The sequence below is a fragment of the Thalassolituus sp. UBA2590 genome, from assembly GCF_002339775.1.
Classification (GTDB): domain Bacteria; phylum Pseudomonadota; class Gammaproteobacteria; order Pseudomonadales; family Oceanobacteraceae; genus Thalassolituus.
In genome coordinates this window covers 1-13,722 of the sequence record NZ_DDKU01000181.1, presented here as the reverse complement: position 1 = coordinate 13,722, position 13,722 = coordinate 1, and the positions used below count along the sequence as shown (strand labels likewise).

Genomic DNA, 13,722 nt, shown 5'->3' with positions numbered 1-13,722 from the left:
CTGGAACTGTTTGATGCTCTATAGCTCCCCTGATGAATGGCTTCGCTATCTTGAAGCCATTCACCCTTCTGGTATAGATCTTGGTCTTGAACGTGTTGCTCGTGTTGCAGGAACGCTCGACTGTGTGAAACCCGCGCCGCTGGTTATTCTGGTCGGCGGTACCAACGGAAAAGGTACGACCTCGGCATTAATTGCTGCGCTGCTCCGAAAGCAGGGTATGAAGGTCGGGATGTATAATTCTCCTCATATCCACCGTTACAACGAACGAGTGTCAGTGGATGGTTCTGATATTTCAGATTCCGATTTATGCCTCTCTTTCGACGCGGTTGAACAGGCGCGCGGTGATATCACACTGACGTATTTCGAATTTGGTACGTTGGCAGCGCTCTGGCACTTCAAGCAACAGATGCTTGATGCCGTTGTTCTGGAGATCGGCCTGGGTGGGCGGCTTGATGCCGTAAATGTTGTTGATCCTGATATTTCAGTAGTGACGAGTATTGGTCTCGATCACCAGGACTGGCTTGGTGATACGCTCGATGATATCGCCTATGAGAAGTGCAGCATAGCGCGCAAAGGGAAATGGCTTGTTTGTGGTCAACCCGATGCCCCTGCACAAGCTTCGGAAACCGTGGAAAATATTGGCGGACTTTTTGCGGCGCGAGGTGAGATGTTTGATGTCATTGAGTCTGAGCAGCAGCTTATTGTGAGCTATAAGACGAACAGTGAGCCTCGCACAGTCACTCTGACCGGTTACCATATTCCTCATCACAACGTCGCGACGGCGATACAGTCGCTCGCGCTTATTGATCTGTTGCCCTCTCCCGAGATGCTTTCAGAGGTTGTGGCAGGCCTTCTGGTTCCGGGAAGGTGGCAGAGTTGGAAAAAGGGTTCAGCGACCGTGGTACTTGATGTTGCACACAACCCTCAGGCGGCTGCCTATCTGCGTCATCATATAGAAGAGCTGGACTGTCTTGTTCTGGGGATGCTGAGTGATAAAGATGTTTCGGGTGTCCTTGAGGCATTGCCCCCGTTTAAGCGTCTTTGCGTGGTGACTCTTACCGGCTGGCGTGGCCTGACATGTGACGAGTTGGCGGCAAAAAGTAACGCGGCAGGATTTACAGTGGATCAAAGCTTTGAAACTATGGGGGCGGCGCTGGAGTCTATTCCGGCGACAGGGACCACTCTGGTTGCTGGATCATTTCATACGGTAGAGGCCGCAGCTGAATGGCTTAAGGCTGGAGAGGGTAAATGGAGCTCCATTTAAAAAAACGAATTTTAGGTGCCTGGCTGACAGTAACAGCGATTCTGGTTGTAGCACCTATTGTATTGGATGGCTCGCGTACCCATATTCTTCTTGAATCAGACGCCCCGGCAATGCCCGATACCGAACGCTGGGCAACAGAAGAATACGAGCGCCAGGTAAGAAAAGACGTCGAGGCGCTAGCTTCGGGTGAAGCAACCGCTGATGTGGCCATGCCTGCGGTTGATGTCGTCGACCGCGATGAGCCCCCGGTGCCCGGTGTACCGGCCGATCAGACAAAGCTTGATCAGGACAAAATTCCATATGCATGGACTCTGCAGGTTGGCGCCTTCGGTCAGCGGGAAAATGCCTATCGTTTCCGGGACCTTCTGCGTCACGATGGCTACAAAGCTTACGTCCAGGAATTTCAGCAGGAAAAAATCACCCGGGTCTATGTTGGGCCTGAGCTGCGTAGAGCCGATGCTGAAAAAATACAGCGTCAGTTAAAGCAGCGGGATGATATCTCTGAAGCATACCTTCGCCGTTACAAGGCAGAGAGCTGACACGCGAAGATTGTCAATTCTTTTATAGCGCGCAGGCTCTGGTATACTGCGCGCTTTCTTTTTCTGCCGGGGCAGCGAATGACCATTATCGACTGGGTGATCCTGGGTATCATCGGCGTCTCTGGCCTGATCAGCCTGGTGCGTGGCTTTGTGAAAGAAGCCTTGTCTCTCGTATCCTGGTTGGTTGCCTTTCTTGTCGCCCGTTATTTCAGCGGTAACCTCGCCACTCTCCTTGAAGACAGTATTTCGACAAACAGTGTTCGTTGGATGGTCGCTTTTGGTATCTTGTTTGTTGCGACTCTGGTTGTTTTAGCTATGGTGAATTTTCTGGTAGCTCAACTGGTTAAAGCCACTGGTTTGAGCGGTACTGACCGGGTATTCGGCATGGTTTTTGGCATCCTGCGGGGTGTTATCATCTTGGTTGCTCTGGTGTACGGAGCTCAGTTGACCGGGATTCCTCAGCAGGATCTTTGGTGGCAGGAATCGACAATTATTCCATACCTGGAAACGCTGGCGGATTGGGCGCGTAAAACGCTTCCCTCCGCCGTGAGCCAGGTGTTGGCAGCTTAATAAACTTCGCTTGTTTGAGGTAATACGCGCATGTGCGGAATAGTGGGTGTAGTTGGTAAGTCCCATGTTAACCAGGCAATCTATGACGCTCTGACGGTGCTGCAGCATCGTGGTCAGGATGCCGCAGGAATTGTGACCAGCTACGGTAACAAGCTTTGTCTCCGAAAGGATAATGGCCTTGTTCGTGACGTATTCAGAACCCGCCACATGCAGCGACTGCTTGGCAATATTGGCATCGGTCATGTGCGCTACCCAACAGCTGGCAGCTCAAGTTCTGCTGAGGCTCAGCCGTTCTATGTGAACTCGCCGTACGGTATTACGTTGGCGCACAACGGTAACCTGACGAATACAGAGCAACTTGCGGAAGACATCTACCGCGAAGACCTGCGTCACATCAACACCACCTCTGACTCCGAAGTTCTACTGAATATTTTCGCGCACGAGCTTCAGGAGCAGCGTCAGCTCAAGCCATCTCCAGAGGTTATCTTCAAGGCCGTGCGGAGAGTGCATGAGCGTATCCGTGGTGGGTATGCTGTGGTCGCTATGATCACTGGCTACGGTATCGTTGCTTTCCGCGATCCCCACGGCATCCGCCCCGCTGTATTTGGTCACCGTGATACTGCGAACGGCCCTGAGTACATGGTTGCCTCTGAGTCAGTTGCCCTGGATGCACAGGATTTCAAACTCGACCGTGACATCGCGCCGGGTGAGTGCGTTATCTTTACCGAAGATGGTCAGCTCTTCACAGAGCAGTGTGCTGAGCAGACGGAACTGACACCGTGCATTTTTGAGCATGTTTATTTTGCCCGTCCTGATTCCATCATTGATGGCATCGCTGTGTATAAAGCCCGCCTGCGTATGGGTGAAAAACTCGCCGATAAGATCATGCGTGAGCACCCGGACCATGATATCGATGTAGTTATACCGATTCCGGATACCAGCCGATCTTCAGCACTGGAATTGGCGAATCATCTGGGTGTGAAATACCGCGAAGGCTTTATGAAGAACCGCTATATTGGCCGGACCTTCATCATGCCGGGGCAGCAGCTACGCAAGAAGTCCGTAAAACAGAAGCTGAATGCACTCGACCTGGAATTCCGCGGTAAGAATGTTCTCCTTGTTGATGACTCTATCGTACGTGGAACAACGTGCGAACAGATCATTGAAATGGCACGCGAAGCGGGCGCGAAAAATGTGTATTTTGCCTCTGCGGCACCGGCCGTTCGATTCCCGAATGTGTACGGAATCGATATGCCAGCGAAAGAAGAATTTATCGCGCACGATCGCTCGACCGAAGAAATTGCAAAAGCCATCGGTGCTGACTGGCTTGTTTATCAGGATATTGAAGATCTGGTAGACGCTTGCCTTGAAGGTGCGACAACAGATGCTAAAGCATTCGATTGTTCAGTATTTAATGGCGAATATGTCACTAAAGATATTAACGACGAATATTTCCGTCGTTTGTATGAACTTCGGAATGACGCTAACAAAACCCTGCAGGTGATCGATAATGAAGCGATTGATCTGCATAACCAGAAAGAGGCCTGAGGAAAATGGCAGACTTACCTGATTGGCCAGAGCGCTACCAATCTGATCTGACGGATGCAGAGTTTGATACTCTCGCTGTTCGTGCCGGTCAGATGCGCACGCCGGAAGGTGAGCACGGGGAAGCTATTTTCCCGACCAGCAGTTATGTGTTCTCTTCAGCGGCAGAAGCTGCAGCGACTTTTGGTGGCGATCGGGATGGCAATGTCTATTCCCGTTACACCAACCCGACGGTCAGAACTTTTGAAGAGCGCCTTGCCGCTCTTGAGGGTGGCGAAGCCTGCGCAGCGACAGCCTCAGGTATGTCCGCTATCTATGCCTTGTGCATCGCACATCTGCAGGCGGGCGATCACATGATCTGCTCTCGAGCCGTGTTTGGTTCGACGACTGTTCTTCTGGAAAAATTTCTGCGTAAATTCAATGTGGAAATTACCTATGTTGACCTGTTGGATCTGGGTGCATGGCAAGGTGCCGTACAGGAAAATACGAAGCTATTGTTCCTTGAGTCGCCGTCTAATCCGCTGACTGAGGTGGCAGACCTGCGAGCTATTTCTGAAATTGCGCGGTCTGTAGGTGCACTGTTTGCGGTAGATAACTGCTTCTGTACACCGGCAGCGCAATTGCCTCTGGCTTTAGGTGCGGACCTTGTTGTGCATTCTGCGACCAAATACATCGATGGTCAGGGCCGCTGCCTTGGTGGTGCAGTGATCGGTTCGCATGAGCTGATTGAGCCCGTAATTGGAGTTCTACGCTCCGCCGGTCCGACAATGAGTCCGTTTAACGCGTGGGTCTTCCTGAAAGGGCTGGAAACGCTCTCGCTGCGTATGAAAGCGCACAGTGAGAATGCTCTGGCATTAGCACAGTGGCTGGAAGAGCACCCGAAAGTCGCGAAAGTCAATTACTGTGGCTTACCTAACCATCCACAGTATGAGTTGGCTAAGAGTCAGCAGCGTCTGTTCGGTGGTGTATTGTCATTTGAGGTAGCAGGCGGGCGTGAAGAAGCCTGGAAGGTTGTTGATGCGACTCGCATGATTTCAATTACCGCTAATCTTGGTGATACGAAAACGACGATTACTCATCCAGGCACTACGACTCATGGTCGCTTGTCAGATGAGCAGCGAGACGAAGCAGGAATATCTCAGGCGCTGTTACGTATTTCAGTTGGGCTCGAGAGTGTTGAAGATATTAAGCGTGACCTTGCGCGCGGACTTGATGCTCTGTAGCTGCCAGAATCGCTTACCATCTGATATCAAAGGCTGCTTTATGCAGCCTTTTTTTTGATTGAAGCTCCGATTATTCGACGGGATTTTTACACTCACTCTCGTCCGGAGAGAATCGGCAGCGGATTTTGCGTGCGAGCCTCAACATGACCGGGTCGTAATAGCCCTCGTTGCGCAGAGTCAGCCGGATTTTCTGGGCGTTTTCGTTCAGAGTCGCCATGTCAGCAGAAGACGGATTTATCCAGAAACTGGTTGGTATGTTGCCTAATTCTTTGTCCAGCATTCGTGCGTAGCTGTTAAATTTAAACAGAAAGTCTTCCCGTAAAATCTGAGCCAGACCCGGCGGAAAACGATCTGAGTGACCAATCAGTTGGAGTGTTGATTGCCCCAGCGGCATGGCCAGTCCACGGGTTTCTTTTCCAGTCCTCCCATTGGCCATGGCCAGATAGCTGATGTCTGGAGCGATCATGAATTCGGTTAATTCATTGGTGAATGTCTTTACTGTGGCAGGCATGTCAGCAGTACGGGTACGGCCTCGCAGGGTATCTACCAGGCGCACAAAACCGGTATCGGTATCTGCCACGGATACTGATTTTCCGTCCAGAGAATTCAGGGACGCTTTTGCTGCTGAGTCAGCGTACAAACGACTGTAGCCAATTGTGACCAGCCCCAGGGCGGTGTACTGAGCGTTGGTCATATGCTCGGCGATCTCTGGTTTAGCGAGTACCTGAGCCAATAATTGTAGGTGTTGGCGATCTGGGAGGGCACCTGGTGCTTCTGTTGTTGCCAAAAAACGATTGAACCGTTGTGCGGTCGCGCCGCGGACAAGAATTGCGTCGCAGGCCTTTTTGCTGACAAAAGTATCGACCATTTCCTGTTCATTCTGAAAAACGTCAATGGTCAGCTGCATACCATAGTGCAGAGAACGCAGTACCTGGTCTTTCGCCGCTGTTGCGATAGGGCCCGCTTTACCAATCGGATCCCAGATGCAGAAGGTCCTGGGCAGTTTTCCATCCGTCATCTCGCTACTGAGCAGAGTTTTAAGTGCCTTTATACGCTTCTCAAGCGGCAGATTCTGATTGAGAACTGCGGCTTCAAGCGTTTGATGGCTGCGGATTTTTTCGGTTGTTTCTGCAGTCCCTGGCAGTGCTATTAATAAAAACAGAAGGCAGAATGCTGGGGGGAATAGCGGGCTCTTCATTAAACGTCCTTTTTGTGTAACCCAGTTTGCTCAAAGGGAGCGCAAGTATACCGAGTCAGACACCTGTCTGTATTCGTCCTCTATGTGTCTGGCACGAGATGGCCCATAGCGTGCCTGAACGAAGGTGTAGCTGGCAAGAGAGATCCTTTAGCGAATGATTCCTGAGCGAAATTTTATGTGCGGGATGTCTGTTTTTCGGATTTTTTCCGCACATTGTCGTTAGCTGAGCACTTAAAAACTGTCATCGGGTCAGATACTCTTATGTGTCAAATTTTCTGAGGTTTCTGCATGTCTGCCATTGAAAGGGCGTTATCTAGTCTTTCGACCGTCATACTTGGTAAAAATCAACAGTTAAAACTCTCCATGTGCTGCCTGTTGGCAGACGGGCACCTGTTGATCGAAGACTTACCGGGGATGGGGAAAACGACACTGTCGCATGCTCTGGCACAGGTTTTTGGTTTGAAATACAGCCGGATCCAATTTACCAGCGACCTTCTGCCAGCTGACATTATTGGTGTCAGCATTTTTGAGAAGGACCCGGACTCTGGCGAAGGCGCCTTCCGTTTTCATCAAGGCCCTGTCTTTGCTCAGGTCGTTCTGGCCGACGAAATTAATCGAGCCACGGCGAAGTCGCAGAGTGCGCTTCTTGAAGCCATGGAGGAACGGCAGGTCACCGTTGAGGGCCAAACCCGACCTCTGCCTCAGCCGTTTTTTGTGATTGCTACTCAGAATCCGTCTTCCCAGGGCGGTACATTTCCGCTGCCTGAATCTCAACTTGATCGGTTTCTGATGTGCCTCAGCCTCGGATATCCAGATGAACGTGCCGAGAGGGAGCTGCTTGAAGGAGTAAGTCGCCGCCATCTGGTCGAGGACTTGCAGACGGTGATCAGTCCGGAAACACTTGTGCGGCTACGTCAGGCCGTTGCGGGTGTGAAAGCGTCTTCTGCAGTCCTCGATTACCTTCAGCGTATGTTGGCATTCAGCCGCAATGATTCACGCTTCACGCATGGCCTTTCACCACGAGCAGGTATTGCTCTGCTTCGTGCAGCGAAGGCCTGGGCGGTTATCGATGGGCGCAGTTTCCTGACTCCTGAAGACCTTCAGGCGGTACTGGCGTCCGTAGTTGATCACCGCCTTAAACCCGGTGCTGCCCGCCATATTCTTGAAAACGTTGCTGCATTAGCCTGATATGGCAAGTGGCGTGAGCAAGAGCAGGAAAGGCTGGGTAGGCCGGTTGTTTCAGAAATGGTTGAATCGCAGGATTCCCCCGGTTGCTTCACTGGCATTGTCGCACCGGAATGTATTCATCCTGCCATCCAGAACCGGATGGGCATTTGGTGGTTTAGTGCTGGCAATGCTACTGACGGCCATCAATTATCAGAACTCGCTTATCTATGGACTGACGTTCTGGTTGGTCAGCCTGGGGCACGGTACCATCTGGTTAACCTTCCAAAATCTCTCTGGTCTTGAGATGACCGCCGGTCGTGTGACCCCCTGTTATGCAGGTGAAAACCTTCAGTTACCCGTCAAGGTTGTCTCGGCTAAGCGTTGGTCTTGCGCGATTACTGTGGGCTATCCGGATGAAACGGAGCAGGACTTTACGCTCTCACCCGGGGAAACCCAGGAAGTCGCATTATCCCGTCATGCTCATAAACGAGGGCGCCTGCCGCTGAGGCGCATACGCATAGAAACCGAATATCCCTTCGGTTTATTTCGAGCCTGGAGCTGGGTCGCACTGGATTTCGATGTGATCGTTTACCCGAAACCAGAGTTCACAGCTTTGCGGCTCTCTGCCGGTAAGGGCGATGAAATAGACGGAACGACAACGGCAGTATCAGGACAGGACGACATCTCCGGCATTCGCGAATATGGTCGTGGTGACAGTATGAATCAGATCTCCTGGAAGCATACTGCCAGAACCGGGTCTCCTAAGTCGTTCGAGCGTGAGCAGGAGCAGGGCGTTATGTGTTTGCTGGACTGGGAGAGCCTCAAAGGTCTTGAGCCGGAAGTTCGTCTGTCCAGGTTGGCCTCATGGGTTGATCAGGCTGAGGCGCTGGGGTGGCAGTATGGTTTATCGATACCCGGAGTGGAGATAACGGCCGACAGAGGAAGTGAACACCGTCATCGCTGTCTTACTGCTCTGGCATTATGGGGAGCAGACGAATGACGGGCGTTGCTCTGCCACGAAAAGCATTGTTGCTTCAGGTGTTGGCAGTGCTTAGCTCCCTGGTGCCGCATCTGGGGTATTTGCCGGTATGGCTTTATCTCATGGTGGCATTCGTTCTAGGCTGGCGATGGCTTGTATATACCGGCCATCTTTCATTTCCGGGAAGATTCGCAAAACTGGTTGCGGTTGTTCTGGCATGTGTGGGGGTGTACACGCTCAGTGGCGGAAGAATATCGCTTGAGGGCAGTAGTGCGTTTCTTATTTCAGCGGGCGTACTGAAGCTGCTTGAGCTAGCCACAAAAAGAGACGGGGTTGTCGCTGTCTTTATCGCCTTATTTATTCAGGCGTCCGGCTTCCTGTTTCAGCAGAGTATTCTGTATAGCCTTCAGGGCGTTGTGACTCTCGTGCTTGCCTGTGCGGCAATGGTTGCCACGCAGGCAGCAACCAGAACCGGGTTATCCTCGCAGGTACCCGTGTTTGGAGTAACAGCTAAGCTGTTACTCACGGCCTTGCCGTTTATGCTGATCGTCTATTTTCTGTTTCCCCGGCTTGGTCCTTTATGGAGTGTGGCTCTTCAGTCTGACTCCGCAATGACAGGGCTCTCTGAGCGTTTGCAGCCCGGAGATATATCAGAACTCAGCCAGTCTTCTGAAGTGGCATTCCGGGTGACCTTTGAGGGTGATAAACCATCTCGTAATGAGCTTTACTGGCGCGCTATGACGCTGGATCAGCATGACGGAGAGGGCTGGGATAAGTCGGTGCTGGACGGCGCTGAGTTACCCATGCCATCGGTCACTGGCGAATCACCTTACAGGTATGAAGTGATTCAGGAAGCAACGGGGCAAGCGTATCTTTTTTCCCTTGCAGGCTCTGTCAGTCGGGATACGGATATTCATCTGACCGCGACCAGGCTGTTGCGTTATGACCGTCCTGTGTATCAGCGTATTCGCTACGACGTTACGTCATCGGTAGCGCCCATTATTGGCCCTGCGTTTGATTCTGCATTGAGGACCGCACCAGATCTGTATCTTTCGTTACCGCCTGACGTAAACCCTATGGTTCGTGACTGGGCCCGGCGCCAGCCCAGCAACGCTGAGCAGTTTGCTGCCGCTTTCTCACGCTATGTCAGAACTCAGCCGTTTTATTACACCCTGAAGCCGCCGCGTTACAGCGGTGATGATATTGATCAGTTTCTGTTCTCTGGTCGCAGAGGTTTTTGCGAACATTATGCCTCGGCAATGGCCTTCGCTGCCCGGGCGGCTGGCATTCCATCCAGAGTGGTTGCTGGATACCAAGGGGGGGAGTGGCATCCGGATGGCTATCTGACCGTAAGACAATATGATGCACATGCATGGGTGGAACTCTGGGACGGAGAGCACTGGTTCCGGGTAGATCCTACTGCGGCCGTCGCACCTGACCGGATTGAATATGGTCTGCAAAGAGCCCTGTTAGAGGAGGACACTTTTCTTGAGGAGAGCCCTCTGTCCCCGCATCGTTATACCGATATTGGATGGGTAAACAGTCTGCGCTTGCAGCTGGACAATATTAATTACCAATGGAGTCGCTGGGTACTGGCATACGATGGCGAGCGGCAAAAGGGGCTGTTATCCCGGTGGTTTGGCATCGACGCACTGGTGGACGGTTTGTATATCATCGCCGGTTCAATTGCTGGCTTGTTTGTTGTCGGCGCTCTCTGGCAGTGGTGGCAGCAGCGCCCGGAAAAAAGAACTCGCCTGCTTCTGGGGTGGTCGGAATTGCGCCGGACAGCGGTTAAAAAAGGAATCAAGGTAGAAGAGGGGACGGCACCCTTATCGCTTCTGGCGGAAATCGAAATTACATATCCGTCTCTTGTGGCCCAGTGTCACACTGCACGTTGCGCTCTTATACAGGTATACAAATCAGAGGCAGAGGAAATGTTGGAGCGTGCTGAGAAAAATCTTGCTCGACAACTGCAGCTACTCAACCGGCAGCTGCGTCGGGTCCGGCCAGGCGCAGAAGCAACCACTTCCGGCAATATTCAGAAAAGGCCCGTATGATTCGCCCGCGAGCAGACGCTCAATCATGTTGGTGAATAAAGCTTCGTCCGAGAGACTGCAGAGGGCACCAAAGCCATACGCGCCAAAATAAGCCAGGCTGGCATTCTGGTTGAGTACCGCCAGCCCCGGACTGGCGGTCAGGGGGAGCCTGTCATTGGCAGACGCCTTCATGACCAGAGCATTAGGATTGAGTTCACGTGCTTCCGCCAGTCGATTTTCTGGAAGTGTTTCTGGCGCTAAGATAATAAATCTAACCTCATCGCCTTCTGGCCATTGCTCAATAATGGCTCGGGTGTGACGAGCACTGACGTTGTTGCACAGACAGTCTGGGTTCCAGAGATGTACCACAGTCACCAGTGCATCGGAACTTTCAGGATATTCAGCCGACACTCTCTTCAGTAGCGTTGCCAGGCCTTGCTCAACAATGTCGGGGCTGCGCGATTCAGCAGGGGCGCCTGCTTCGACAAATGGACGCAGTGACTGCTGCTGAAACCACCACAAGCCAAACAGTGAACCTGTTAGCCAGACGAAGATCAGTACGGAAACAAGGAGTGTTTTTTTACGACCTGGGGCATCGGACGCGTTAGATACTGACATGGTCTGAATGGCTCTGAATATGGGTTACTTTCTCAGCTACCGCTTCCCGGGTGGCTGGCGTTATCATACATAGCTTTCTAATTGTAAACGAATCTGGAGTGTACCCGTGTCTTTCAGGGTGTTGACCGCAGAACAACTGACGGCCGAGTCACTTGCATGCGACCAATGGTTTCTCGTGGAGGTAGTTGGTGAGCACTGTGCACCCTGTCGTGCAGTTGAGCAGTTGCTAGCGCTACTGGCACCGACGCTTGACCCTCGCTGCCCGATCGTTCAGCTTCGTGCCGAGGAGTCGCCCGAGTGGGTGGCTGAACTTCAGATCCGAACTGTTCCTCTACTGCTGATTTACCATCGGGGAGAAGTAGCTGCGCGCGAACAGAACAATCTCTCAATGGTCGGAATCCGGCATTTTCTCAACAAACATTTACCGTTTGCGGTCGACCCTGCTCATCAGGTCGGAAGTTTACTGAGCGAGGGTAAGCTCGATCAGTTGCGCTCAGTCCTTGGGCTGCTGACGGACGAAGAGTCCCGTACGCCAGAAGTGCAGCGCGCACGTTCGTGGCTATCCATGCGTGACCTTAAGCTTCCACCGCCGGAGTCTGATGTCAGGGACAGCTTTTTTGAGCAGGCGGAAAGCGGCGATTGGCGAGCAGTGTTACGATCATTGGAAATCTCAGCCTCAACTGACCACCTGCGAGAGCTAGCCATCGCCTTAGCGGACCTGATTCCTGATCGGAAACTGGTCGCAGAGTGGCGTCGTAAAGTACTTTAGTTATACCGTTATCTATGCGTGCTCTGTTTACTTGTTTTTACCGGCGTTCCCGCCCTTCAGGTAATTAGGCCCGCGGGGATAATTAATCTGGAAGCTCGCGGTTACCCTCCTATAGTCAAAGCTGATGACATAACGATCAATAGTGGAGTAACTATGGAGTTTGAGCGCCTGAGTATTCGTCAGCGTTTATGGATAATGCTATCGGCAGTATTTCTCATGGGTGTTATTTCCATGGCTGTCGATTTTCATCAGTATCAGAATCAGCTGGTGGAAGAGAAAAAACAGCAGCTATCGGCGTTAGTCGAGTCGCAGGCAAGTCTGCTCAGTCAGTTACTGAGCAACGGTGGTGACCTACAGGAGGGCCTCTCCGCGATTAACGGTTCTCGCTACCACGGTGAGGAGTACTTCTTTGTAATTAACGAGCAGCTAATTATGAAAATGCACCCCTTCAAGCCCGTACTGAATGAGACGTCGGTGTCCAAAGTTCGCGACCCTGATGGTGTTTATCTGTTTCGTGAGATGAAGAAAGCGGTTGAGAAGGGCGGTACAGGATTTGTTAATTATAAATGGCCGCGTCCGGGTAGTGATGAACCGGTCAGTAAACTCAGTGCAATTACACCTGTTGCCGGATCAGATCTCTATATTGGCACCGGTGAATATATTGATGATATTCAGGCGGTCATCTGGAGCCGGGGAAGTTGGACTCTTTTATGTCTTCTCATCTGGGGCGGGTTTATGTTGATCTGCTCACGATACATTACCGCCGCAATATCAAAACCTATCCGCAGAATTGAAGAGACCATGGCTAACCTGGCAGAAGGTGATCTGTCATTTGAATGTGAACGGTCGGGTGTTCCTGAATTTGATCGTATTTCTGTAGCGATCAATAAAATGCGATCGCGGCTGTCCGAGTTGTTAAGCCGTATTCGGGATGATAGCGACCGACTAAACCGCGAGGCCGACATCGTTGCCCGATCAACGTCAGAGGTGAGCGCAGGCTCTGATTCACAATACCGGGAGCTTGATCAGCTATCAGTCGCGATGACTGAAATGGTTCAGACGACGCAGGTGCTTGCCGGTAACGCACGCGACGCCGCACAGCGTATGACTGAAGTAACGGACGCTGCTTCCAGTGGTGCCAACTCTGTTTCTGCGGTAAGAAAGCGGGTGTACACCGTGTTAAATCAGTTGGAAGGGGCATCGGTTGCCATTACCCAAATGAATGCGTCTGCCGAGCAGATTTCGAATGTGGCAGAAGTGATTGCGAGTATTTCTGAACAGACCAATCTTCTCGCCTTGAACGCAGCTATTGAAGCAGCTCGAGCGGGGGAGTCAGGGCGCGGGTTCGCTGTCGTTGCTGATGAAGTCCGGACCCTGGCTCAGCGCACAGGTGTCGCCACCAGTGAAATTAAAGACGTAATTGAGACCATTACACAGGTAGCCAATGATTCTGTCAGAGCAATGCAGTTGAGTGCAGAAGAAACAAAAGCCTGTGCTGATGAGGTAAATACTACGGAAGAGCAATTGGCCGGAATCTCGACCAATATGACGCTGGTAAAAGATATAAATCATCAGGTAGCAGCAAGCGTTACACAGCAGGAGCAAGTGGCAGCTGAGATGGATAGCAATCTGTCCAGAGTTGCTGAGTCTGCAGATGGTCATAAAAACGTTTCAGACCTTCTCCGTCGTACTTCTGAAAATGTAGAACGTCTCGCTGAAGATCTCGCCGGGCAGCTTAAATATTTCCGTACGGACTTGAGCTGATCCGAACATAAAAAAGCCCCGCAATTCGGCACTGCTGTCCCACAGTTTTG

At 51.8% G+C, this 13,722-nt stretch carries 12 protein-coding genes; 10 read left to right on the top strand and 2 right to left on the bottom strand.

All coding sequences use genetic code 11. The features are described from left to right. Positions 1–13: 13 nt before the first annotated feature. The 5 genes from B2067_RS15605 (at position 14) to B2067_RS15585 (ending at position 5,141) form a co-directional block, all read left to right on the top strand. Positions 14–1,264, top strand: coding sequence for a bifunctional folylpolyglutamate synthase/dihydrofolate synthase (locus B2067_RS15605; protein WP_301389046.1), 1,251 nt, complete (start codon positions 14–16; stop codon positions 1,262–1,264). Next, positions 1,249–1,803 (top strand): SPOR domain-containing protein, encoded by a 555-nt coding sequence (locus tag B2067_RS15600; RefSeq protein WP_301389045.1) that lies wholly within the window; start codon positions 1,249–1,251, stop codon positions 1,801–1,803. Before B2067_RS15605 ends, B2067_RS15600 begins: the two co-directional genes overlap by 16 nt. Before the next feature lie 78 nt (positions 1,804–1,881). After that, complete coding sequence (locus tag B2067_RS15595; protein ID WP_273091307.1) at positions 1,882–2,373, top strand: CvpA family protein; 492 nt, start codon at positions 1,882–1,884, stop codon at positions 2,371–2,373. A gap of 30 nt (positions 2,374–2,403) precedes the next feature. Beyond that, entirely contained in the window at positions 2,404–3,921 is a 1,518-nt protein-coding gene (gene purF / locus B2067_RS15590; protein ID WP_068435910.1) for an amidophosphoribosyltransferase, read from the top strand. Between the two features lie 5 nt (positions 3,922–3,926). Then, entirely contained in the window at positions 3,927–5,141 is a 1,215-nt protein-coding gene (locus B2067_RS15585; RefSeq protein WP_301389044.1) for an O-succinylhomoserine sulfhydrylase, read from the top strand. A gap of 70 nt (positions 5,142–5,211) precedes the next feature. Here the strand turns inward: B2067_RS15585 and B2067_RS15580 are convergent, their stop codons facing one another. After that, positions 5,212–6,339: a putative solute-binding protein gene (locus B2067_RS15580; RefSeq protein ID WP_301389043.1), complete on the bottom strand. Its 1,128-nt coding sequence runs from the start codon at positions 6,337–6,339 to the stop codon at positions 5,212–5,214. Between the two features lie 288 nt (positions 6,340–6,627). On the opposite strand from B2067_RS15580, the gene B2067_RS15575 reads away from it, so the two are divergent. Genes B2067_RS15575 through B2067_RS15565 form a run of 3 tightly spaced genes read left to right on the top strand, consistent with a single transcriptional unit; the run spans position 6,628 to position 10,542 of the window. Next, positions 6,628–7,527, top strand: a complete 900-nt coding sequence (locus B2067_RS15575; protein WP_301389042.1) for an AAA family ATPase — start codon at positions 6,628–6,630, stop codon at positions 7,525–7,527. Between the two features lie 13 nt (positions 7,528–7,540). Then, a complete protein-coding gene (locus B2067_RS15570) occupies positions 7,541–8,506 on the top strand; it encodes a DUF58 domain-containing protein (protein ID WP_301389041.1) in 966 nt (321 codons plus the stop codon). After that, entirely contained in the window at positions 8,503–10,542 is a 2,040-nt protein-coding gene (locus tag B2067_RS15565; protein ID WP_301389040.1) for a transglutaminaseTgpA domain-containing protein, read from the top strand. The genes B2067_RS15570 and B2067_RS15565 overlap by 4 nt, the downstream gene beginning before the upstream one ends. Here the strand turns inward: B2067_RS15565 and B2067_RS15560 are convergent. Continuing rightward, complete coding sequence (locus tag B2067_RS15560; protein WP_301389039.1) at positions 10,462–11,139, bottom strand: DUF6436 domain-containing protein; 678 nt, start codon at positions 11,137–11,139, stop codon at positions 10,462–10,464. The genes B2067_RS15565 and B2067_RS15560 overlap by 81 nt on opposite strands. Positions 11,140–11,245: 106 nt before the next feature. On the opposite strand from B2067_RS15560, the gene B2067_RS15555 reads away from it, so the two are divergent. Together B2067_RS15555 and B2067_RS15550 are read left to right on the top strand one after the other, a co-directional pair. Beyond that, a complete protein-coding gene (locus B2067_RS15555) occupies positions 11,246–11,908 on the top strand; it encodes a thioredoxin family protein (protein WP_068435896.1) in 663 nt (220 codons plus the stop codon). Between the two features lie 153 nt (positions 11,909–12,061). Then, positions 12,062–13,672, top strand: a complete 1,611-nt coding sequence (locus tag B2067_RS15550) for a methyl-accepting chemotaxis protein (protein WP_301389038.1) — start codon at positions 12,062–12,064, stop codon at positions 13,670–13,672. Positions 13,673–13,722 lie beyond the last annotated feature (50 nt).

Coding starts and splice junctions, on each gene's coding strand:
- purF (WP_068435910.1), top strand. CDS start 2,404: ATGTGCGGAATAGTGGGTGTAGTTGGTAAGTCCCATGTTAACCAGGCA.
- B2067_RS15600 (WP_301389045.1), top strand. CDS start 1,249: ATGGAGCTCCATTTAAAAAAACGAATTTTAGGTGCCTGGCTGACAGTA.
- B2067_RS15580 (WP_301389043.1), bottom strand. CDS start 6,339: ATGAAGAGCCCGCTATTCCCCCCAGCATTCTGCCTTCTGTTTTTATTA.
- B2067_RS15575 (WP_301389042.1), top strand. CDS start 6,628: ATGTCTGCCATTGAAAGGGCGTTATCTAGTCTTTCGACCGTCATACTT.
- B2067_RS15605 (WP_301389046.1), top strand. CDS start 14: ATGCTCTATAGCTCCCCTGATGAATGGCTTCGCTATCTTGAAGCCATT.
- B2067_RS15560 (WP_301389039.1), bottom strand. CDS start 11,139: ATGTCAGTATCTAACGCGTCCGATGCCCCAGGTCGTAAAAAAACACTC.
- B2067_RS15595 (WP_273091307.1), top strand. CDS start 1,882: ATGACCATTATCGACTGGGTGATCCTGGGTATCATCGGCGTCTCTGGC.
- B2067_RS15565 (WP_301389040.1), top strand. CDS start 8,503: ATGACGGGCGTTGCTCTGCCACGAAAAGCATTGTTGCTTCAGGTGTTG.
- B2067_RS15550 (WP_301389038.1), top strand. CDS start 12,062: ATGGAGTTTGAGCGCCTGAGTATTCGTCAGCGTTTATGGATAATGCTA.
- B2067_RS15585 (WP_301389044.1), top strand. CDS start 3,927: ATGGCAGACTTACCTGATTGGCCAGAGCGCTACCAATCTGATCTGACG.